The sequence below is a fragment of the Stappia sp. genome (assembly GCF_048268045.1).
Taxonomy (GTDB): Bacteria; Pseudomonadota; Alphaproteobacteria; order Rhizobiales; family Stappiaceae; genus Stappia.
Window position 1 is genome coordinate 330,751 of the sequence record NZ_JBLWWG010000002.1, and the last position, 19,401, is coordinate 350,151.

Consider the following 19,401-nt stretch of genomic DNA (forward strand, 5'->3'; position numbering starts at 1 on the left):
GCTGACGGTGCCAGATCAGGCGGCGGCCTTCCTCAGCCCGCCCCGCGAGATGATGAACTCGAGCACATCCTCGACCCCGGTTCCTTCCTTGACGTTGGTGAAGACGAAGGGGCGCTCCTTGCGCATCAGGCGCGAGTCCCGGTCCATCACCTCCAGCGACGCGCCGACCAGCGGCGCCAGATCCGTCTTGTTGATGACGAGAAGGTCGGAGCGGGTGATCCCGGGGCCGCCCTTGCGCGGGATCTTGTCTCCGGCGGAAACGTCGATGACGTAGATCGTCAGGTCCGCGAGCTCGGGCGAGAAGGTGGCGGCGAGATTGTCGCCGCCGGATTCGATCAGGATCAGGTCGAGCGCGGGAAAGGCGGCTTCCAGATCGGCGATGGCGGCGAGATTGATCGAGGCATCCTCGCGGATCGCCGTGTGCGGGCAGCCGCCGGTCTCGACGCCGCGGATGCGTTCGGCCTCCAGCGCGCCCGAGCGCGTGAGGAATTCCGCATCCTCCTTGGTGTAGATGTCGTTGGTGATGGCGGCGATCTCGAAATCGTCGCGCAACCGCTTGCACAGCGCATCCATCAGCGCCGTCTTGCCGGAGCCGACGGGGCCGCCGATGCCAACGCGCAAGGGACCGTTCGGTGAGGTCATTGGGGTATCTCCGCTATCCGATCCGTCAGGGTAAGATGTATCCGGTGGGGGGCGAGCATGATCGATCCGAGCTGGAACAGTCCGATCCATGCCCCCACGGACCCGCTCGGCGCGTCCGCTGTCGCGTTTGTGGCCCAGCGCAAGGCGACGGCGGAGCCGGGCTTGAGCAGTGAACGCCACACCTCGTGGCGCGGCAGCATCCACCAGGCGCCAGCGCCCGAGGTCAAGGCTTCGTCGGTGAGCGTCGGCGTCCCTCGCCAGGACCATTTTCCGTCCCGAAAGTCGCGCAGCACCGCGCAGGTCTCGACGCCAAGGATCTGAGCCGAGCGCGCGTCGGCCGGGGTTGCGATCCATTGGCCGCGTGGCTGGCGCAGGCCCATTGCCGGCAAGTGGCTCATGAGCGGAACAGCCGCGTGTACTGGGTTTCATGGCGCATGGAGGCAATGTCGGAGATGAAGGCGCAGCCGCCGATCTCGTCGAGCGGCGCGGCAATCGCCTCCGCGCTCAGTGCCTGCGTGGTCGCACGCAGCCGGTTCATCACCCGCTGCCCGTCGCTCTGGCCGAGCGGGACGGCGCGGATCGCGGCGGAAACGAGGTTCGCCGCGAAGGCATGCAGATAGGCGCCGACGGTGGCCGCGACCGGCAGGCGCCAGGCGCTGGCGGCCAGCGCCAGGGCGAGCGGATAGGCCCAGCCGCCGCGCGGGATCGCCGCGCCTCCCGTCGTCAGCCGGTCGAACAGGGCAGCGGCCGAGCCGCACTCCGGCATCCAGGCGGCACGGATCGCGGTGATGAAGGCATCGCCCTGCGCGCCCGTCTCCAGACGGCGCTCCTGCGAGGGCTGAAGCGCCAGCGCCAGGTCGAGAAGGCCGCGAAAGGTCTCCTCGTCGGCAGCGCTGGCCGCCTCCATGCCCCGGGCGAGGAGGATCGCGTCCGAGCGGCCAGCTCCGTGGCAAAGCACGTCGTCGAGCCAGGCGCTCAGGCTTGCCGCATCCGTGACGGCGCCGTCCTCGACCGCCCATTCGAGCCCGTGGCTGTAGGTGTAGGCGCCGACCGGGAACGATGGCGACAGCCATGCGAGCAGCAGGTAGAGCGCTTCCTCGGGCGGGGCGAAACGGACGGTCATCGCGTCAGCTTTCGCCGCCGTCATGGCCTGCGGAACCATGGGGGTGGGTGTGGGCATGGCCATGCCCGTGACCCTTGTGGTCGTGCGTGTGATCGTGACTGTGGTCGTGTCCCCGCACCGTGCCGTGGCCATAGGCGCCGCCTTCGGGGTCGAAGGGGGCGACGAGCGGCGTCATTACGCCGCCGAGACGCTCGACCATGTCCTCGATGACGTGATCGCGGCGGATGCGGATGGCGCCGGGGACGAGTTGGGTCGGCAGGTGACGGTTTCCCAGGTGCCAGGCTATGCGCAGAAGCGCGTCGGCACTGGTCGCCTCGATCTCGACGAGGTCCTCGGCGGCCGCCAGAATGGCGACGATGCGCCCGTCCTGGAGGCGCAGGCCATCGCCGTGGCGCAGCTGCACGGCCTTTGGCAGGTCGAGCAGCACCCGCGTTCCTCCGGCACAGTCGAGCACCGCGCGGCGGCGGTGTCGGTCCTCGCGGTCGAGCACGACGCTGTCGTCGGGCGCGCTCTCCCAGCTTCCCGCCGGCAGGATTTCCGCCACCGCGATCATGCCGGGGCCGCTTCCTGCGCCCGCTTCGCCGCTGCTGCGAAGGCCGGACGCGCGCGGGTGCGGGCGATGTAGTCGGCAACCGGGCCGCTGTCGGGCAACGGGAAGCGGGCAGCCTCGGCCCAGCCGGCGCAATGTCCGACAAGCAGGTCGGGCAGGGTGAAGGTGTGGCCCATAAGATAGGGCTGACCGTCGAGCATCTGGGCGAGCCGGTCGAGGGCGATGGCGAACTCCGCCATGCAGACGCGCTTGACCTCGGGCGCGCGACGGTCGGGCGGGTTGGCGAACGTGTTCTTGGCGGCGGTCCACAGCGCGCCGTCGATCTCGTCGATCACGAACTGGGTGAAGCCGTCCTGGCGGGCGCGCTCGAGCGTTCCGGCGGGATGGGTCAGCTTGCCGTGCTTGTCGGCGAGATACTGACAGATGGCGACGGAATCGCGCAGCACGACGGAGCCGTCCTGCAGCAGCGGCACCTTGCCGAGCGGGCTCATCTCGCGGATCTCGGCGCTTTGCGGCATGGAGGGCACCAACTCGTAGGCGACCCCCAGTTCCTCCAGCATCCAGATCACGCGCATCGTCCGCGTGCGCGGAAATCCGAATACGGTGTACATGTCGTCATCTCCCATCCAGGCGGCGGGACAGCGCCCTCCGCCGGTCTTCGCCGGGGCGGCCAGGCAATCCTAGAACAGGAAATAGCGCTGGGCCATCGGCAGCACTTCGGCCGGCTCGCAGGTGATCAGTTCGCCGTCGGCACGCACTTCGTAGGTCTCCGGATCGACCTCGATCACGGGGGTGGCGTTGTTGAGCACCATGGAGGCCTTGGAGATGCCGTCGCGGGTGTTCTCGACCGGAAGCACCAGCCGGTCGAGGCCAAGCCGCTGCTTGATGCCGGCGTCATAGGCGGCCTGCGACACGAAGGTGACGCTGGAGGCGGTCATCGACCGGCCGAACGCGCCGAACATCGGCCGGTAGTGCACCGGTTGCGGCGTCGGGATCGAGGCATTGGGGTCGCCCATCGGCGCGGTGGCGATGGTGCCGAGCTTGAGGACGAGATCCGGCTTCACGCCAAAGAAGGCGGGATCCCAGATCACCAGATCGGCGAGCTTGCCGACCTCGACCGAGCCGATGTGGCGTGAAAGCCCGTGGGCGATCGCGGGGTTGATCGTCACCTTGGCGATGTAGCGGCGAACCCGCAGATTGTCGTTCTCGCCGGTCTCCTCCTTCAGGCGGCCGCGCTGCACCTTCATCTTGTGGGCGGTCTGGAAGGTGCGGATGCCGACCTCGCCGACCCGGCCCATGGCCTGGCTGTCGGAGGCGATGATCGAGAACGCGCCAATATCGTGGAGGATGTCCTCGGCGGCGATGGTCTCGCGGCGGATGCGGCTCTCGGCGAAGGCCACGTCCTCGGGGATCGACGGGTCGAGGTGGTGACAGACCATCAGCATGTCGAGATGCTCGTCGATGGTGTTCACCGTATAGGGCCGCGTCGGATTGGTGGACGACGGGATGACGTTCGCCTCGCCGCACAGCTTGATGATGTCGGGGGCGTGGCCACCGCCGGCGCCCTCGGTGTGGAAGGCGTGGATGGTGCGGCCCTTGAAGGCCGCGGTGGTGTTCTCGACGAAACCGCTTTCGTTGAGCGTGTCGGTGTGGATCATCACCTGCACGTCGTGGGCGTCGGCGACCGCCAGGCAGCAGTCGATGGCCGCCGGCGTGGTGCCCCAGTCCTCATGCAGCTTGAGGCTGCAGGCGCCGGCCAGGATCTGCTCCTCGAGCGCCGCCGGCAGGGCGGCGTTGCCCTTTCCGGCGAAGGCGAGGTTCATCGGAAAGGCTTCCGCCGCCTGCAGCATGCGTTCGATGTGCCAGGGACCGGGGGTGCAGGTGGTGGCGTTGGTGCCTGTTGCCGGCCCGGTGCCGCCGCCGAGCATGGTGGTCACGCCGGAGGTCAGCGCCTCGTCGATCTGCTGCGGGCAGATGAAGTGGATGTGCACGTCGAGCATGCCGGCGGTGACGATCTTGCCCTCGGCGGCGATTGCTTCCGTGCCCGGTCCGATGATGATGTCGACACCGGGCTGGATGTCCGGATTGCCCGCCTTGCCGATGGCGGCGATGCGTCCGTCCCTGAGCCCGATGTCGGCCTTGTAGATGCCGGTGTGGTCGACGATCAGCGCGTTGGTTATGACCGTGTCGACGGCGCCTTGCGCGCGGGTGCGCTGGGACTGGCCCATGCCGTCGCGGATCACCTTGCCGCCGCCGAATTTCACCTCCTCGCCGTAGAGCGTGAAGTCGCGCTCCACCTCGATGAAGAGTTCGGTGTCGGCAAGGCGTACCCGGTCGCCCGTGGTGGGGCCGAACATATCCGCATAGGCGGCGCGCGACAGTTTGTAAGCCATGTCCCCTCCGGCGAAAGCGAGAGCGGCCGGGCCCGGATCAGTTACCGAGGCCGGCGGCCAGTTGTTCCAGTTCTTCCGTGCGCTGCGTGGTCAGGTCGGCATTGCACTGGTAGATCAGCATGGGCTCCATCGTGCCGCCGTGGGCGAGATAGCCGTAGGCGGCGCAGGCCTTGTCGCGATAGGCGATCCAGGCGTGCTGGGCCTCCTTCAGCGCCTTTTCCGCGCCCTTCATGTCGGCGCTCTGGTTGGCGTCGAGGCCGCGCATGGTCTTCATCGCCTCGCCGTAGGCTGCGTTGAGATCCTTGTCGGCCGCCTGCCATTCCTGCTCGGCGCAATAGGTCATTTCCATCTGCACTTGCGGATCGTTGCAATCCACATCGGGCTGCGCGGCGGAGGCGGGCAGCGAAACGAAGAGGGACAAGCCGGCGAGAGCCAGCGTGGCGAAGGAAATGCGGGTCATTTTCGAACTGCCTTGTGTGGTGGTGTCAGAGAGACCCCATCACCTTGCCATTGAAACCGTAGACCGCGCGATCCCCGACATAGGGGACGAGCGTGATTTTCCGGGTTTGTCCCGGCTCGAAGCGGATTGCCGTTCCTGCGGGAATGTCGAGGCGCATGCCGCGCGCGGCCGTCCGGTCGAAGGCCAGCGCCGGATTGGTCTCGGCGAAGTGATAGTGCGAGCCGACCTGCACCGGGCGGTCACCGGTGTTGGCGACCTCGATCTCCAGCATGCGGCGGCCGGCATTCAGCTCGATATCGCCCTCGGCGGGCAGGATTTCACCCGGGATCATGGTTGCCCTCCGTCTGTCAGCGGATCGGTTCGTGAACGGTGACGAGCTTGGTGCCGTCGGGAAAGGTCGCCTCGACCTGGACGTCGTGGATCATCTCGGCGACGCCCTCCATCACCTGGTCGCGGGAGATCACCGTGGCGCCGGCGGTCATCATCTCGGCGACCGTGCGACCGTCGCGCGCGCCTTCCACGACGAAGTCCGTGATCAGCGCGATGGCCTCCGGGTAGTTGAGCTTCACCCCGCGCGCCAGGCGCTTGCGCGCCACCTCCGCGGCCATGGCGACGATCAGCTTGTCCTTTTCGCGTGGCGTCAGTTTCATGTGGTCCGTCCTGTTTCGGGCATGCGCTCAGCAGTACCAGGTGCGCGGCAGCGCCGTGCCGCGCCATGTCTCGAGAAAGGCGACAAGCCCCTCGCGCATGTCCTGCCCGGTCTCGGCGACGAAGCGCAGGACAAGACAGTCGGTGAGCGCGCTGACGCCGCAGCGAAAGGCCGTGCCCGAGCCGCGCAGGCCGTCGAGCAGTGCGCGCGCCTTGCCAAGGTCGTCCGGCGCTCCCGGCCGACAGTCGATGACGGTGGCGAAGGCGCGCCCGCCTGCGGCCGTTGCCGGGCCGGAAAGAATGTCGGTCGCGTCGCCGGAAATGCGGGCCTCGTCGGCGAACACGAGCCGGCCGTCGCGCCGGATGCGCCAGCGGTCGCGAAAGGACAGCGCATGGACGCTCTCGCCCATTGCCTCGCGTCCGACGACGACGCTTTCCACCGCCAGCAGGGCGGCGTTCGGGGCAAGGTCGGCGGAGAAGGAACGGGTCAGTTCGGCGCGGTCGAAGAGGATTGTTTCCTGCGGCAGCCATTCCAGGCATGCGCCATCCCCGGCGCGCAGGCGGCTGTCCAGGGTCGCGGCGCCATGGGGGCTTTTGTAGACCCGCTCGGCCGCCTGGGTGGTGACGATCGCGCGGGCCCCGTCGCCGACCTCGGCGTCGAAGTCGAGCTGGTCACCGCCGGTGAGGCCGCCTGCGGTGTTGAGAAAGACGGCGACGGGGACGCCGTCATGCGTCTTGGGAAGCCGGATCTTGGCCGAGCCGCTCTGCTCGAGGTCGGCGAGCCGCGTCGCCTCGGCGCGCTGGACGAAGCGGACGCGGGCTGCGCCGCGCACCCGTTGCAGGGCCGGAGGGCTGGTCGAGTGCATCAGGGCGGGGTCGGCGGGCATGGGGCTCGGCTTTCTTGCTTCGTATGGCTCGGTGTTAGCAAGAGCGGGGCCAGTTTGCGGGAAGTCTTGCGGGGCGTGCCGGAGGGAGCAGGGAAAGGGGCGATGCGCCGGGGGAAGGGCTGGCGTCATGCCCAGGAAATGGGCAAATGCACAAGACGAGGGCGAAGAAGACGGGGCACGGCCGTGCGGTCTTCTTTGCAAAGTCGTCGCTCCTGCGTCTAAATGCCGGACGACGCTCGCCTTGTGCATCCGGTCGCGGATGACGACATGGGGCGAGGCCTCTTCCAATGACCCCGTGCCAGCGTTCCAGGAGTTCCCCCGATGATCCGCGACGACATCAAGTCCGCCCTCGTTGCCGCCATGAAGGCGAAGGACGCCAAGACGGTTTCCACGCTGCGTCTCGTCCAGTCGGCGCTCAAGAACCGCGAGATCGAGTTGCGTGGCGGCGAGGCGCGGACCGACGACGACGCGCTCGTCATCGAGGTCCTGAAGAAGATGGTGAAACAGCTTCAGGATTCGATCGTGCTCTACGAACAGAACGGGCGCGCCGATCTTGCCGAGGGCGAGAAGGCCGAGGTCGCGCTCATCGAGGGCTTCCTGCCGGCGCAGATGAGCGAGGCGGAGATCGATGCGACGGTCGGCACCGTCATCGCCGAGCTCGAGGCCGGCAGCATGAAGGACATGGGCAAGGTGATGGCCGCGCTGCAGGCGCGCCACGCCGCCACCATGGACATGAAGATGGCGAGCGCGAAGGTGAAGGCACGGCTTTCCGCCTGAGCGGCAATGATCTTCCGTAACGGAATTTTCTTGCGCGGATTTTGCAATTCGTCCCCGGTTTCGGCTAGATAGGGGCGAGAATTCAAAGGGAGCGTCGTGTCGTGGAGCGATCCGTGCGACCGACGTCCCGCATGAGGCGGGGTTGCGCTGCGGCCCGCCTCGACCCATCGTCCGGAGGATTGGGCGTGCAGATCAACGCTATGGCCCGTTCTATTCTGCCCGGCAGGCATCGCCTGCGTGGGTTTTTCATGCTGCTTGCGCTGGCCGGTTTTGCGGTCGCGGCGCTCCCGGGCCCCGGCGCGCGTGCCGAGGTGGCGTCATGGATCGTCGTCGACATGGAGTCTGGCGGCGTCATTTCGCAGAAAGCGGCGCGTCGGCAGTGGTATCCGGCCTCGATCACCAAGCTGATGACCGCCTATGTCACCTTCAAGGCGATGCGCGAGGGACGGGCGAGCGCCCGGTCCGTGGTCACCGTCAGCGCCAATGCGCACGCCATGCCGCCGAGCAAGATGGGCTTCAAGCCGGGCACCCGGCTGACGCTCGACAGCGCGCTGAAGATGGTCATCGTCAAGTCGGCCAATGACGTTGCGGTCTCGATCGCCGAATCCGTCGGCGGCAGCGAGCCGGCCTTCATCGAGTTGATGAACGCGGAGGCGCGCCGGCTCGGCATGTCGGCGACCCATTTCGTCAATCCGCACGGGTTGCCCGACCCGGGCCAGATTTCCTCCGCGCGCGATCTGGCGCTTCTGGCGCGCACCCTGTGGCGCGAGTTTCCCGAGCATCGCCATTACTTCCAGGTTGCCGGCATCCGGGTCGGCAACAAGGTGCTGAAGTCGGCGAACCGGGAGTTTCTCGCCCGGGTGCCTGGCGCCAACGGCATGAAGACGGGGTACGTCTGCAACTCCGGGCTCAACGTCGTCGTCTCCGCGACGCGCGGCGGGCGCACGGTGCTTGCGGTCGTGCTCGGCGCCGCCTCGGGCGTGGAGCGGGCGGCGAAGGCGCGCGAGCTCATCGACGACGGGTTCGACAAGCGCGGCGGCCGCTCGGTGGAGCAGCTGACCGGCGTGTCCGGCGGGCCGCCGCCCGACGGCTACTGCAAGCGCAATCCCCGGCCGACGGCCGAGGAACTCCTGGCCGCCTATGGCAATAGGAAATCCGGCGGTTCTGTGCTCGCCTTCGTGGGCGGCGGCATCTCGCGCCCGCCGGCTCTGCAGGGCATTTCGCAGCCTGCCGCCGATGCCGAGGACGACGAGGTCCCCCAGACCGCCGGCGGCAAGACCGACTGGGCCAAGGTAATGGACGAGGTGATCGGCCCGCGCCAGCGCGTCGACGAGCCGCTGCGCGTGTCGCTCGGGGTGCCTGCCGATGCGAATTCGCCAAAGATTGCGGCCGGCGTCGCTGCGGCGGCTGTCGCCGTTGGCGTTCCGATCCCCGGCGCGCCGATGCCCCAGTCGAAGCCGGCGCTGATCGAGGCCTCCGCCGCGGTTTCCGGCGCGGGGGGCATTCGCCGGAGCGTCGAGCATGGCACCGCTGCCGGCCAGGCAGCGCCCGGCGCGATCTTCCGCGGCAAGCCGCTCGTTCTCGTGCCGCGGCCCCTGGCCGCGCCGCGCCCCTGATCCCAGTCCTGCGTCACAGAGATCGCCTTCGGGCGAGAAAGGACCTGTCGTGACCGATATCGCCCCGGCGCCCGCGCCCGCGCCTGCGCGCCAGCCGAAGCCGCCGATCCCGCTGACCGTCATCACCGGCTTCCTGGGAGCCGGCAAGACAACGCTGCTCAACCGGCTGCTGGGAGATCCGGCGCTTGCCGACGCCGCTGTGATCATCAACGAGTTCGGCGAGGTCGGTCTCGACCATCTCTTCGTCGAGGGTGGCGCGGAGGGCATCGTCGAACTGTCCTCCGGGTGCCTGTGCTGCACCATCCGCGGCGACCTGGTGACGACGCTGGAGGATTTGCTGCGGCGGCTCGACAACGGCCGCACCGAACGCCTGTCGCGGGTGGTGATCGAGACCACCGGGCTCGCCGATCCCGCGCCGGTCCTGCACACGGTCATGCAGCACCCCTATCTGGTCATGCGCTACCGGCTCGACGGGGTGGTGACGCTTGTGGATGCGGTCAATGGCGAGGCGACCCTGGACGCGCAGCAAGAGGCGGTGAAGCAGGTGGCGGTGGCCGACCGCATCGTGCTGACCAAGACGGACCTTGCCGAGGGGGCGGCGGCCAACGACCCGTCCTCGCCGCTGCGCCGCCGGATCGCGGCACTCAACCCGGGCGCCCCGATCCTTTTTGCGGCGAAAGGCGAAGCAACGGTGGCGGAGCTGATCGGTACCGGCCTCTACGATCCGGCGACAAAGACGTCCGATGTGGCGCGCTGGCTCAATGCCGAGGCCTATGAGGACAAGCACCGGCATCATCATCACGACCACGACCATGAACATGATCATTCCCACGGGGATGGCGGCGGTCATCACCATCACGACGTCAACCGGCACGGCGATGGCATTCGCGCCTTCTCGCTGACCTCCGAGCGGGCGATGCCGGCGGCCGGGCTGGAGATGTTCCTCGACCTGCTGCGTTCGGCGCACGGGCCGAAGCTGTTGCGGATGAAGGGCATCGTGCGGATTGCCGAGGACCCGGAGCGGCCGGTGGTGCTGCACGGGGTGCAGCATGTCTTTCATCCGCCGGTGAGACTGCCGGCCTGGCCGGACGGTGACCACCGCACGCGGCTCGTGTTCATCACCCGCGACCTGCCGGAGGGCTTCGTGCGCAGGCTTTTCGACGCTTTCGTCGGCAATGTCGCGACGGACACGCCGGATGCGGCGGCGCTGTCCGGCAATCCGCTGGCGATCACGGGCTTTAGTGGTCGCTTCGGCTGAGCATCGCGGCGCGGCGGGTCACTCCGCTTTGCGGTCGCGCACGCGGATGAGCCCCTCCTGGGCAACCGAGGCGACGAGCTGGCCGTCGCGGGAATAGAGGCCGCCACGGGTGAAGCCGCGTCCGCCGGAGCTGGAGGGGCTGTCTTCGGCGTAGAGCAGCCAGTCGTCGGCGCGGAACGGGCGGTGGAACCACATGGCGTGGTCGATGCTCGCCACCTGCAGCTCCGGATCGAACACGCTGGTGCCATGGGCGAACAGCGAGGTGTCGAGCAGGGTCATGTCGGAGGCATAGGCGAGCACGCAGGAATGGATGCGCGGATCGTCGGGCAGGGCGGCGCTGGCGCGGACCCAGACGTTTTGCGCCGGCGTCAGCTTCTTGCGGCTGAAATAGTGGTCGAGGTCGACCGGCCTCAGCTCGATGGGCCGGTCGCGCTGCCAGTAGCGGCGCACCGGCTCGGGGGCGTGCGCCAGGAATTTCTCCTTCAGCTCCGCTTCGCTCGGCAGGTCCTCCGGCATCGGCACGTCCGGCATGGTCGACTGGTGCTCAAGGCCGGCCTCCATCAGCTGGAAGGAGGCGGACATGGAGTAGATCGGCTTGCCATGCTGGATGGCGACGACACGCCGCGTTGTGAAGCTGCCGCCGTCGCGGATACGGTCGACTTCGTAGATGATCGGCACCGCCGGATCGCCGGGGCGCAGGAAATAGGCATGGAGCGAATGCACGAAGCGGTCTTCCGGCACGGTGCGCGAGGCGGCGACCAGCGCCTGGCCGATGACCTGGCCGCCGAACACGCGTTGCCAGCCGACCTGCGGGCTCATGCCGCGGAAGAGATTGTGTTCCAGCGGCTCCAGATCGAGTATCGAGAGCAGGTCATCGACGGCAGAACGCATCCGGAGGGTCCTCTTCGGCGGAAACGGGTTTCCGGAACGTGTGTTTCGCCGGAGCGGAAAGTCAAGGCCGTCCGAACGGACGGTGTGGCGTCGAAAGCCCTTCAGCCGGGCGCAAGGAGGCTCGCATGAGCGCGAAACAGACCCCGAAAGGGGACCGGTCCCTGGACGTCCTCGTCGCCGGTGGCGGCTATGTCGGCCTGTCGCTTGCCCTGGCACTCAAGCAGGCGGATCCGGCGATGTCGGTTGCCGTGGTCGACCTGCGGCCGGTGGAAAGCCTAGAGAAGGATCCGCGCGCCTCGGCGATCGCCGCGGCCGCCTGCCGGATGCTCGACCAGCTCGGCGTCTGGCAGGAGATCCTGCCGCATGCCCAGCCGATGACCGAGATGATCGTCACCGATTCGCGCCTGCGCGACGCGGTGCGCCCGGTGTTTCTCACCTTCGACGGCGCGGTGGAGGCGGGAGAGCCCTTCGCCCACATGGTTCCGAACGGCAAAATGGTCGCGGCGCTGGCGCGGCGCGGCGCGGAGATCGGCGTTGAGCACATCGCGCCCGACAGCGTCGCCGGCTTCTCGGTTGCCGGCGCCGGCGTCGAGATCCGCCTCGGATCGGGCGCGACGCGCCAGGCGCGCCTGCTGGTCGCCGCAGACGGCGTCAAGTCGCGTCTGCGCGACCTTGCCGGCATCGGCACGGTGCGCTGGGAGTACGACCAGTCGGGCATCGTCACCACCGTGCGCCACGAGCGGCCGCACAACGGACGGGCGGAGGAGCACTTCCTCCCCTCCGGTCCCTTCGCGATCCTGCCGCTGGTCGGCAACCGTTCCTCGCTGGTCTGGTCGGAGCGCCGGGTCGAGGCGGACAAGCTGGTCAAGGGTGATGATTTCACCTTCGAGCTCGAGCTTGAACGCCGCTTCGGCCACCATCTCGGCAAGATCGAGCTGGAGGGGCCGCGCCACGCCTTCCCGCTCGGCCTGACGCTTGCCCGCGATTTCGTGCGCCCGCGCTTTGCGCTCGCTGGCGATGCCGCCCACGGCATTCACCCGATTGCCGGGCAGGGGCTCAACATGGGGTTCAAGGATGTCGCGGCGCTTGCCGAGGTGATCGTGGAGGCGCGGCGGCTCGGCGAGGACATCGGCGCGCTCGACGTGCTGGAGCGCTACCAGCGCTGGAGGCGCTTCGATGCCTGGCGCATGGGGGCCGTCACCGATGTGTTGAACCGGCTGTTTTCGAACGATCTGGATGTGGTGCGGGCGGTGCGCGACATCGGCCTCGGCCTGGTCGACCGGATGCCCTCGCTCAAGCGCATGTTCATCCGCCAGGCCGCCGGCCTGGAGGGCCCGGCGCCCCGGCTGCTCGTCGGCGACCCGATCTGAGGGTTCGTGCGAGAAGGTGATTCAACGCGGGCCTGATTTGCTTTAGGAACGAGGGAGTGTCGAACACCGGGGAAGGGAAAGATCGCATCGATGGCCGTTACACAGCCTGACCAGCCGGCAGACGGCGATCGGCGGCAGCGGGTCATCCTGATCACCGGCTGCTCTTCCGGCATCGGGGCGGCGGCGGCCCACACCCTGCGCGGTCGCGACTGGCGTGTCTTCGCCACCGCCCGCAGGCAGGAGGATGTGGAGCGGCTTCTTGACCAGGGCTTTGAAAGTCTGCGTCTCGACTATGCGGACGAGGCCAGCATCGCGGCGGCGGCGGCGGAGGTTCTGTCGCGCACCGGCGGACGGCTCGACGCGCTCTTCAACAATGGCGCCCATGCCGTGCCGGGGGCGCTCGAGGACATGCCGACGACCGCCCTGCGCGATCTGTTCGAGGCGAATTTCTTCGGCTGGCACACGCTGACGCGCGCCGTCATCCCGGCAATGCGGGCGCAAGGGACGGGGCGGATCGTGCAGTGCTCCTCGATCCTCGGTTTCATCGGCATGCCGTATCGCGGCGCCTACAACGCCTCGAAATTCGCGCTCGAAGGCTATAGCGACACGCTTCGCAACGAGCTCGCCGGCACCGGCATCGCGGTTTCGCTGATCGAGCCCGGCCCGATCGCCACACGTTTCACCGAGAATGCGCTGGCTAATTTCGAACGGGTGATCGGCGACGCGGGAATGGCTGCCTCGCCGTTTCGCGCCAGCTATGAGAAGCGGCTGGAGCGGATGCGCTCCGGCGAGCCCTCGCCCTTCAAACTGCCGGCCGGCGCGGTGGTGCGCCAACTGGTTCACGCGGTGGAGGCATCGCGGCCGAAGCTGCGCTACCGGGTGACCGTGCCGACCATCGTGATGGCGGCGGCGAAGCGGGTGCTGAGCGCGCGCATGCTCGACAGGATGCTGCTGCGCGCGGCGCGCGGCGAAGAATGACGACACCCGCGCGCGCCTCCGCCGAAGAGGCCCGGGCGCGGCGGAACGGACAGACGGGAAGGATCGGAAATGGCTGAAATCCTGAGAGGGGCTATCCCCTTCGCGCTCGCGGCGGTGGCGCTCGTGCTTCTGATGGGGCTTTGGAACATGATGCGCGGCGGTCCTTCGTCGCGCTCGCAGAACCTGATGCGCTGGCGCGTCGTTCTGCAGTTCCTGGCCATCGTCATCGTCATGAGCGTGCTCTATCTGTCCGGCTCGAAGCCCTGATCCAGCCGGAGGACGTGATATGGTTGTTCTGAACAAGATCTACACAAAGACCGGAGACGCCGGCACCACGGCGCTCGCCTCGGGCGACCGCAGGCCGAAACACGATCTCAGGATCGAGGCCTATGGCACGGTCGACGAGACCAATTCCGTCGTCGGTCTCGCCAGGCTTGCCACGGCTGAGGCAGCCCCGGATCTCGACATGGCGCTGGCGCGCATCCAGAACGATCTTTTCGATCTCGGCGCCGATCTCGCGACGCCCGAAAGCGAGAACCCTGCCTATCCGCCGCTGCGCGTCACCGAGGCGCAGGTGAGCGCCATCGAGGCGGAGATCGACCGGATGAACGCCGATCTCTCGCCGCTGCGGTCCTTCGTGCTGCCAGGCGGCTCGCCGGCTGCCGCCTATCTTCACCTCGCGCGGACCGTGTCGCGCCGGGCGGAGCGGCTGATGACGGAGCTTGCCGAGCGCGAGCCGGTCAACCGCCAGGCGCTGATCTACATGAACCGGCTGTCGGATTTCTTCTTCGTCGCCGCCCGTCATGCCAACGACAAGGGCGCGGCCGACGTGCTCTGGGTCCCGGGCAAGAACCGCTAGGGACACCCGGCGCGGACGCGGAGCCAAGCGCATGTTCATCCCGCTCTACGATCACAATCCGTTGCGGCACGTGCGGCGACAATTTGTCACATGGGGGCTCATCGCGCTCAATGTGGCGGTCTTCGTGCTGATCCAGGGCGGCGGACTGTGGCAGCCGGCGATGCAGGCGGCGGCCCTGTCGCTCGGGCTGGTGCCGGCGGTGCTGTTCGAAACGCGCGAGCTGGCGCCGCAGCTCGCGGTGCTTCCCGAGGGCGCTTCGCTGGTCACCTATGCGTTCCTGCACGGCAGCTGGCTTCATCTCGGCGGCAACATGCTGTTCCTGTGGGTGTTCGGCGACAATGTCGAGGACGCGATGGGGCATCTGCGCTTTCTCGTCTTCTACCTTCTGTGCGCGGCGGCGGCCGGCTTCGCCCATGCGGCGCTCGACCCCGCGTCCATCGTGCCGCTGATCGGAGCGTCCGGCGCGGTCGCCGGCGTGATCGGCGCCTATCTGGTGCTGCACCCCAGGGTGCGCGTCTGGGTGCTGGCCTTCGGCCGGTTGCCGCTACGCCTTCCGGCGGCGCTGGTGCTTGCCGCCTGGATCGTGTTCCAACTCGTCATGGCTCTGGGCCTCGGCGACCGTCAGGTGGCATGGTGGGCGCATGTTGCGGGCGCGCTCGCCGGCGCGGCTCTGGTCGTGCCGTTCCGCCGCCGCGGCATCGCGCTTTTTGACCGCGGGCTTTGACGCTTTGCCGGCAACGGGCGCGCGAAGCGCGGATTCCGCCGCGTTTCGCGGCAGTTTCAACGCGACATTGACAGGGTTCGGCAGCGCCAGTACGGTCCCGGCGCGCTATACCAGATCGGCGGAATTTCGCCGAATTCGGGTGCCCCAAGGGAACCTCGACACCATGACGAGGACACGATGACGACCGGCGGCCGATATCCCGGCCGCGCCAGCGGGAGGTTGCACAACCGATGAAGATCCTGGTGCCTGTGAAGCGGGTGATCGACTACAACGTCAAGGTTCGGGTCAAGGCCGACGGCTCGGGCGTCGACCTCGCCAATGTGAAGATGTCGATGAACCCGTTCGACGAGATCGCCGTCGAGGAGGCCATCCGGCTGCGCGAGGCCGGAAAGGCCGACGAGATCATCGTCGTCTCCGTCGGTCCGCAGCAGGCGCAGGAGACCCTGCGCACTGGACTGGCGATGGGCGCCGACCGCGGCATTCTGGTCAAGACCGATGCCACGACCGAGCCGCTGGCCGTTGCCAAGATCCTGAAGCAGATCGTCGAGGCGGAAGAGCCCGGCCTCGTCATTCTCGGCAAGCAGGCGATCGACGACGACTGCAACCAGACCGGCCAGATGCTCGCCGCCCTGCTTGGCTGGGCCCAGGGCACCTTCGCCTCGAAGGTCGATCTTGGCGAGGGCACGGTCGACGTGACCCGCGAGGTCGATGGCGGCTTGCAGACGGTGAGCCTGAAGATGCCGGCCGTGGTGACCACGGACCTGCGCCTCAACGAGCCGCGCTATGCTTCGCTTCCCAACATCATGAAGGCGAAGAAGAAGCCGATCGACGAGAAGACGCCCGAGGATTTCGGCGTCGACATCGCGCCGCGTCTCGAGGTGCTCAAGACCGTTGAGCCGCCGGCACGCGCGGCCGGGGTCAAGGTCGCCGACGTCGCCGAGCTTGTCTCCAAGCTCAAGAACGAAGCCGGCGTGCTCTAAAAAACAGGAAGGAGAGACCCAAGATGACCATTCTTCTTGTTGCCGAGCATGACAACAAATCGCTCAACGACGCGACCCACAAGGCGATGACAGCGGCCCAGGCCATGGGCGGCGACGTTCATGTGCTCGTTGCTGGCAAGGACTGCCGCGCGGTCGCCGAGCAGGCGGCGAAGCTCGCCGGTGCGACCAAGGTTCTCCTCGCCGATGGCGACGGCCTTGCCGCGCAGCTCGCAGAGCCGCTTGCCGACCTGATCCTGTCGCTCGCCGATGGCTACGACGGCATCGTCGCTCCGGCGACGGCCAGCGGCAAGAACGTGCTGCCCCGGGTTGCCGCGCTGCTCGACGTGATGCAGCTTTCGGACGTGATCGGCGTCGTCGACGCGGACAGCTTCGAGCGGCCGATCTATGCCGGCAATGCCATCCAGACCGTGAAGTCGACCGACGCAAAGAAGGTCGTCACGGTTCGGACCGCGAGCTTCGCGGCCGCCGAGGAAACCGGTTCGGCGTCCATCGAGGATGCGACGGCGACGGCTTCGGAGCTCTCGAGCTTCGTCGGCCAGGAGCTTTCCAAGTCCGACCGCCCGGAGCTGAGCTCGGCCAAGGTGATCATCTCCGGCGGCCGCGCGCTCGGCTCCAAGGAGAAGTTCGAGGAAGTGATCCTTCCCGTCGCCGATGCGCTTGGCGCCGCCGTTGGCGCCAGCCGTGCCGCCGTCGACGCGGGCTATGCTCCGAACGACTGGCAGGTTGGCCAGACCGGCAAGGTGGTTGCTCCCGATCTCTACATCGCCTGCGGCATTTCCGGTGCCATCCAGCACCTCGCCGGCATGAAGGACTCCAAGGTGATCGTCGCCATCAACAAGGACGAGGAGGCCCCGATCTTCCAGGTGGCCGACTACGGCCTCGTCGGCGACCTCTTCGACATCCTGCCGGAGTTCAAGGCGGCCGTCGAAGCCGCCAAGGGCTGAGGACGCGGGCGGGCGCGCCGCCTGTGCGGCCGCGCCGTTTGCGCCCGATGAACATTGCCCGGTCCCGCCGTCTGACGCGGGGCCGGGCGTTTCCGGCCCGCCCCTTGTGGCGGGCGCTGCCGTTCCCCCGTCCGCTTTCGCCTCTTCCCGGGCAGACGCGGCAGGGCAGCGGCCAAAGCGACCAGGCCCTTGCCCGCACCCTGGGTTCTTGCGGGCGACATGCTAAGTTGCCATGAATACACCTCCGCGATGCGGGCGCTCCGCCCCCGCGACAAGAAATCGGAACGCATGATGGTGATCGAGATCAAGAAAGTCGGTGTGGTCGGTGCGGGCCAGATGGGCAGCGGCATCGCGCATGTTTGCGCTGTCGCCGGCTTTCAGGTCGCTCTCCATGACATTTCCCGCGATCGCATCCAGTCGGGGCTCGCCTCGATCAACGGCAACCTGGCCCGCCAGGTGTCGAAGGGGCAGATCGCCGAAGAGGTGCGCAGCGCGGCGCTCGACCGTCTTGTCGCCGCCAACACCATGGAAGAGCTGAGCGACGCCGATCTGGTGATCGAGTCCGCCGTCGAGAACGAGCAGGTCAAGCGCAAGATCTTCAGCCAGCTTTGTCCGCTGCTGAAGCCGGAGGCGATCCTCGCCACCAACACCTCGTCGATCTCGATCACGCGGCTCGCCGCCTCCACCGACCGGCCGGAGCGTTTCATCGGCATTCACTTCATGAACCCGGTGCCGATCATGGAGCTCGTCGAGCTGGTGCGCGGCATTGCCACCGAGGACGAGACCTTCGAGCTTGCCAAGGCGTTCACCCGCAAGCTCGGCAAGACGACCGCCGTGGCCGAGGATTTTCCGGCTTTCATGGTCAACCGCATCCTGTTGCCGATGATCAACGAGGCGATCTACACGCTGTATGAAGGCGTCGGCTCGGTGGAAGCCATCGACACGGCCATGCGGCTTGGCGCGAACCATCCGATGGGCCCGCTGCAGCTCGCCGATTTCATCGGCCTCGACACCTGCCTGTCGATCATGCAGGTGCTCTACGAGGGGCTGGCCGATTCCAAGTACCGCCCGTGTCCGCTGTTGGTGAAATACGTCGAGGCGGGCTGGCTCGGTCGCAAGACGCAGCGCGGCTTCTACGACTACCGCGGCGAGACGCCGGTTCCGACCCGCTGAGGAGGCGGAGCCGGGCCGGACAGGGCCTCTGTGGTCGGCATTCTTAACCGCCCGTTAATGCGGGGCGGGCGAGAATGCGCGCAAGATCACACGTTTGTCGGGAGACTGCCTCATGTCCAACGTCGCTGCCGCAATGGTCGGCGCCTCCACGTCCCAGACACAGATGGCCCTGACCACGACCTTCATGAAGCAGAACGCCAATGCCGAGGCGGGAATTGCCGCCATGCTCGAGGCAAATGCGGATGCCGCGGCCGCAACGGCGGCCAAGGCGCCGGCGGGCGCGGGCATCGGCGGCAAGGTCGACGTTTCCGTCTGAGGGTCCAGGCCCGGCTTGGGGCCGACCCGACATCAGAACATGCGAACGGCGCGAGGGGCCTCCTCGCGCCGCTTTTCGTTTCGCCGGCTGTCTGTGCGTCCGCCGGCTCAGCTTCCCCCGGACGCCCCGGTCTTGCGGCCTTCGTCGAGCGCGGCGCGGATCAGCGCCTTGGCGTCACCCGAGGCCCATTCGGCCGGCCCCATCACGGCGCCTATCTCGCAGCCCTTGCCGTCGATCAGAAGCGTCGTCGGCAGGCCCGGCGCGCGGCCGCGCGCGCGTACGTCCTGGAAGATCTTCATGGACGGGTCGGCGCGGAAGACGAGGTGCTCGACGCCGATCTCCTTCAGGAAGGCCTTCGGCTTCTCGTTGCCGTTCTGGTCGACGCTGACCGCGACCACCTCGAAATCGTCGCTGCCCATCTCCGCCTCGAGCTGGTCGAGCGCCGGCATTTCCTTGCGGCAGGGGGCGCACCAGGTGGCCCAGAGGTTGAGCAGGACGGTCTTGCCGGAGAAGTCGGCGAGGCTCATCTTTTGGCCGGCGTCGTCGGAGAAGGTCAGGTCGGCGACCGACATCGGCTTTTCGGCGGGCAGGAAAGCGGCAAGCTCGCCCTTCGCCATCGGGGCGACGGCGCGGGCGATGTCGAGCGCGCCCCGACAGCTTGCCGCCTGCTTCGTGTTGCCATCTGCCCCGCCGATCACGTATACCCCGCCCAATCCGGCCGCCAGCGCGGCGGCGGCCAGTGCGGCAAGGGCGAGACGTCTGCGAGGCCGTGGCTGCGTTTCGTTGGTCAT

Annotated in this window: 24 protein-coding genes; 12 read left to right on the top strand and 12 right to left on the bottom strand. The window is 67.9% G+C overall.

The window, feature by feature from the left end:
* Positions 1-15 precede the first annotated feature (15 nt).
* The 10 genes from ureG to ACN0WF_RS04120 all read right to left on the bottom strand — a co-directional run bounded on the left by ureG (position 16) and on the right by ACN0WF_RS04120 (position 6,703).
* Positions 16-642, bottom strand: a complete 627-nt coding sequence (gene ureG, locus ACN0WF_RS04075; RefSeq protein ID WP_417771502.1) for an urease accessory protein UreG — start codon at positions 640-642, stop codon at positions 16-18.
* Entirely contained in the window at positions 639-1,040 is a 402-nt protein-coding gene (locus ACN0WF_RS04080) for a hypothetical protein (protein WP_417771503.1), read from the bottom strand. Before ACN0WF_RS04080 ends, ureG begins: the two co-directional genes overlap by 4 nt.
* Positions 1,037-1,822 carry an urease accessory protein UreF gene (locus ACN0WF_RS04085; RefSeq protein WP_417771504.1) on the bottom strand — a complete coding sequence of 262 codons (786 nt, stop codon included), beginning with the start codon at positions 1,820-1,822 and terminating at the stop codon, positions 1,037-1,039. Before ACN0WF_RS04085 ends, ACN0WF_RS04080 begins: the two co-directional genes overlap by 4 nt.
* The gene (locus tag ACN0WF_RS04090) at positions 1,770-2,318 is read right to left on the bottom strand and encodes an urease accessory protein UreE (RefSeq protein WP_417771505.1); all 549 of its coding nucleotides are present in this window, start codon (positions 2,316-2,318) and stop codon (positions 1,770-1,772) included. Before ACN0WF_RS04090 ends, ACN0WF_RS04085 begins: the two co-directional genes overlap by 53 nt.
* A complete protein-coding gene (locus ACN0WF_RS04095) occupies positions 2,315-2,926 on the bottom strand; it encodes a glutathione S-transferase family protein (protein WP_417771506.1) in 612 nt (203 codons plus the stop codon). Before ACN0WF_RS04095 ends, ACN0WF_RS04090 begins: the two co-directional genes overlap by 4 nt.
* A gap of 69 nt (positions 2,927-2,995) precedes the next feature.
* Entirely contained in the window at positions 2,996-4,708 is a 1,713-nt protein-coding gene (ureC, locus tag ACN0WF_RS04100; protein ID WP_417771507.1) for an urease subunit alpha, read from the bottom strand.
* Positions 4,709-4,745: 37 nt separating this feature from the next.
* A complete protein-coding gene (locus ACN0WF_RS04105) occupies positions 4,746-5,168 on the bottom strand; it encodes a lysozyme inhibitor LprI family protein (RefSeq protein WP_417771508.1) in 423 nt (140 codons plus the stop codon).
* A 25-nt stretch (positions 5,169-5,193) separates the two neighbouring features.
* A complete protein-coding gene (locus ACN0WF_RS04110; RefSeq protein WP_417771509.1) occupies positions 5,194-5,499 on the bottom strand; it encodes an urease subunit beta in 306 nt (101 codons plus the stop codon).
* Positions 5,500-5,515: 16 nt separating this feature from the next.
* Positions 5,516-5,818 (bottom strand): urease subunit gamma, encoded by a 303-nt coding sequence (locus tag ACN0WF_RS04115; RefSeq protein WP_417771510.1) that lies wholly within the window; start codon positions 5,816-5,818, stop codon positions 5,516-5,518.
* A gap of 27 nt (positions 5,819-5,845) precedes the next feature.
* The gene (locus tag ACN0WF_RS04120) at positions 5,846-6,703 is read right to left on the bottom strand and encodes an urease accessory protein UreD (protein WP_417771511.1); all 858 of its coding nucleotides are present in this window, start codon (positions 6,701-6,703) and stop codon (positions 5,846-5,848) included.
* A 321-nt stretch (positions 6,704-7,024) separates the two neighbouring features.
* Here ACN0WF_RS04120 and ACN0WF_RS04125 point away from each other — a divergent pair, with 321 nt between their 5' ends.
* From ACN0WF_RS04125 to ACN0WF_RS04135, 3 genes are all read left to right on the top strand, one after another.
* Positions 7,025-7,480 carry a GatB/YqeY domain-containing protein gene (locus tag ACN0WF_RS04125; RefSeq protein WP_417771512.1) on the top strand — a complete coding sequence of 152 codons (456 nt, stop codon included), beginning with the start codon at positions 7,025-7,027 and terminating at the stop codon, positions 7,478-7,480.
* 248 nt (positions 7,481-7,728) lie between these two features.
* A complete protein-coding gene (locus ACN0WF_RS04130; protein ID WP_417771513.1) occupies positions 7,729-9,096 on the top strand; it encodes a D-alanyl-D-alanine carboxypeptidase family protein in 1,368 nt (455 codons plus the stop codon).
* A gap of 58 nt (positions 9,097-9,154) precedes the next feature.
* Positions 9,155-10,354: a CobW family GTP-binding protein gene (locus ACN0WF_RS04135; RefSeq protein ID WP_417771711.1), complete on the top strand. Its 1,200-nt coding sequence runs from the start codon at positions 9,155-9,157 to the stop codon at positions 10,352-10,354.
* An 18-nt stretch (positions 10,355-10,372) separates the two neighbouring features.
* On the opposite strand, the gene tesB is transcribed toward ACN0WF_RS04135, so the two are convergent.
* The gene (gene tesB / locus ACN0WF_RS04140; RefSeq protein WP_417771514.1) at positions 10,373-11,245 is read right to left on the bottom strand and encodes an acyl-CoA thioesterase II; all 873 of its coding nucleotides are present in this window, start codon (positions 11,243-11,245) and stop codon (positions 10,373-10,375) included.
* 125 nt (positions 11,246-11,370) lie between these two features.
* Between tesB and ACN0WF_RS04145 the strand changes: the two genes are divergently transcribed.
* From ACN0WF_RS04145 to ACN0WF_RS04185, 9 genes are all read left to right on the top strand, one after another.
* Positions 11,371-12,615 carry a ubiquinone biosynthesis hydroxylase gene (locus tag ACN0WF_RS04145; protein ID WP_417771515.1) on the top strand — a complete coding sequence of 415 codons (1,245 nt, stop codon included), beginning with the start codon at positions 11,371-11,373 and terminating at the stop codon, positions 12,613-12,615.
* A 90-nt stretch (positions 12,616-12,705) separates the two neighbouring features.
* Positions 12,706-13,593: an SDR family NAD(P)-dependent oxidoreductase gene (locus ACN0WF_RS04150; protein ID WP_417771516.1), complete on the top strand. Its 888-nt coding sequence runs from the start codon at positions 12,706-12,708 to the stop codon at positions 13,591-13,593.
* Between the two features lie 69 nt (positions 13,594-13,662).
* A complete protein-coding gene (locus ACN0WF_RS04155) occupies positions 13,663-13,860 on the top strand; it encodes a twin transmembrane helix small protein (protein ID WP_417771517.1) in 198 nt (65 codons plus the stop codon).
* Positions 13,861-13,879: 19 nt separating this feature from the next.
* Positions 13,880-14,452, top strand: a complete 573-nt coding sequence (locus tag ACN0WF_RS04160) for a cob(I)yrinic acid a,c-diamide adenosyltransferase (protein ID WP_417771518.1) — start codon at positions 13,880-13,882, stop codon at positions 14,450-14,452.
* 31 nt (positions 14,453-14,483) lie between these two features.
* The gene (locus ACN0WF_RS04165; protein WP_417771519.1) at positions 14,484-15,176 is read left to right on the top strand and encodes a rhomboid family intramembrane serine protease; all 693 of its coding nucleotides are present in this window, start codon (positions 14,484-14,486) and stop codon (positions 15,174-15,176) included.
* Between the two features lie 230 nt (positions 15,177-15,406).
* A complete protein-coding gene (locus tag ACN0WF_RS04170) occupies positions 15,407-16,156 on the top strand; it encodes an electron transfer flavoprotein subunit beta/FixA family protein (protein ID WP_417771520.1) in 750 nt (249 codons plus the stop codon).
* A 23-nt stretch (positions 16,157-16,179) separates the two neighbouring features.
* Complete coding sequence (locus ACN0WF_RS04175; RefSeq protein ID WP_417771521.1) at positions 16,180-17,121, top strand: electron transfer flavoprotein subunit alpha/FixB family protein; 942 nt, start codon at positions 16,180-16,182, stop codon at positions 17,119-17,121.
* 291 nt (positions 17,122-17,412) lie between these two features.
* Positions 17,413-18,294, top strand: coding sequence for a 3-hydroxybutyryl-CoA dehydrogenase (locus ACN0WF_RS04180; protein ID WP_417771712.1), 882 nt, complete (start codon positions 17,413-17,415; stop codon positions 18,292-18,294).
* Between the two features lie 112 nt (positions 18,295-18,406).
* On the top strand, positions 18,407-18,610 hold the full coding sequence (locus ACN0WF_RS04185) for a hypothetical protein (protein WP_417771522.1): 204 nt from the start codon (positions 18,407-18,409) through the stop codon (positions 18,608-18,610).
* Positions 18,611-18,717: 107 nt separating this feature from the next.
* Here the strand turns inward: ACN0WF_RS04185 and tlpA are convergent, their stop codons facing one another.
* Positions 18,718-19,401, bottom strand: a complete 684-nt coding sequence (gene tlpA, locus ACN0WF_RS04190; protein ID WP_417771523.1) for a thiol:disulfide interchange protein TlpA — start codon at positions 19,399-19,401, stop codon at positions 18,718-18,720.

Coding starts and splice junctions, on each gene's coding strand:
- ACN0WF_RS04120 (WP_417771511.1), bottom strand. CDS start 6,703: ATGCCCGCCGACCCCGCCCTGATGCACTCGACCAGCCCTCCGGCCCTG.
- ureG (WP_417771502.1), bottom strand. CDS start 642: ATGACCTCACCGAACGGTCCCTTGCGCGTTGGCATCGGCGGCCCCGTC.
- ureC (WP_417771507.1), bottom strand. CDS start 4,708: ATGGCTTACAAACTGTCGCGCGCCGCCTATGCGGATATGTTCGGCCCC.
- ACN0WF_RS04090 (WP_417771505.1), bottom strand. CDS start 2,318: ATGATCGCGGTGGCGGAAATCCTGCCGGCGGGAAGCTGGGAGAGCGCG.
- ACN0WF_RS04155 (WP_417771517.1), top strand. CDS start 13,663: ATGGCTGAAATCCTGAGAGGGGCTATCCCCTTCGCGCTCGCGGCGGTG.
- ACN0WF_RS04125 (WP_417771512.1), top strand. CDS start 7,025: ATGATCCGCGACGACATCAAGTCCGCCCTCGTTGCCGCCATGAAGGCG.
- ACN0WF_RS04165 (WP_417771519.1), top strand. CDS start 14,484: ATGTTCATCCCGCTCTACGATCACAATCCGTTGCGGCACGTGCGGCGA.
- ACN0WF_RS04115 (WP_417771510.1), bottom strand. CDS start 5,818: ATGAAACTGACGCCACGCGAAAAGGACAAGCTGATCGTCGCCATGGCC.
- ACN0WF_RS04150 (WP_417771516.1), top strand. CDS start 12,706: ATGGCCGTTACACAGCCTGACCAGCCGGCAGACGGCGATCGGCGGCAG.
- ACN0WF_RS04145 (WP_417771515.1), top strand. CDS start 11,371: ATGAGCGCGAAACAGACCCCGAAAGGGGACCGGTCCCTGGACGTCCTC.
- ACN0WF_RS04110 (WP_417771509.1), bottom strand. CDS start 5,499: ATGATCCCGGGTGAAATCCTGCCCGCCGAGGGCGATATCGAGCTGAAT.
- ACN0WF_RS04085 (WP_417771504.1), bottom strand. CDS start 1,822: ATGCCCACACCCACCCCCATGGTTCCGCAGGCCATGACGGCGGCGAAA.
- ACN0WF_RS04160 (WP_417771518.1), top strand. CDS start 13,880: ATGGTTGTTCTGAACAAGATCTACACAAAGACCGGAGACGCCGGCACC.
- ACN0WF_RS04130 (WP_417771513.1), top strand. CDS start 7,729: ATGCTGCTTGCGCTGGCCGGTTTTGCGGTCGCGGCGCTCCCGGGCCCC.
- ACN0WF_RS04105 (WP_417771508.1), bottom strand. CDS start 5,168: ATGACCCGCATTTCCTTCGCCACGCTGGCTCTCGCCGGCTTGTCCCTC.
- tesB (WP_417771514.1), bottom strand. CDS start 11,245: ATGCGTTCTGCCGTCGATGACCTGCTCTCGATACTCGATCTGGAGCCG.
- ACN0WF_RS04180 (WP_417771712.1), top strand. CDS start 17,413: ATGGTGATCGAGATCAAGAAAGTCGGTGTGGTCGGTGCGGGCCAGATG.
- ACN0WF_RS04170 (WP_417771520.1), top strand. CDS start 15,407: ATGAAGATCCTGGTGCCTGTGAAGCGGGTGATCGACTACAACGTCAAG.
- ACN0WF_RS04080 (WP_417771503.1), bottom strand. CDS start 1,040: ATGAGCCACTTGCCGGCAATGGGCCTGCGCCAGCCACGCGGCCAATGG.
- ACN0WF_RS04095 (WP_417771506.1), bottom strand. CDS start 2,926: ATGTACACCGTATTCGGATTTCCGCGCACGCGGACGATGCGCGTGATC.
- ACN0WF_RS04175 (WP_417771521.1), top strand. CDS start 16,180: ATGACCATTCTTCTTGTTGCCGAGCATGACAACAAATCGCTCAACGAC.
- tlpA (WP_417771523.1), bottom strand. CDS start 19,401: ATGACCAACGAAACGCAGCCACGGCCTCGCAGACGTCTCGCCCTTGCC.
- ACN0WF_RS04185 (WP_417771522.1), top strand. CDS start 18,407: ATGTCCAACGTCGCTGCCGCAATGGTCGGCGCCTCCACGTCCCAGACA.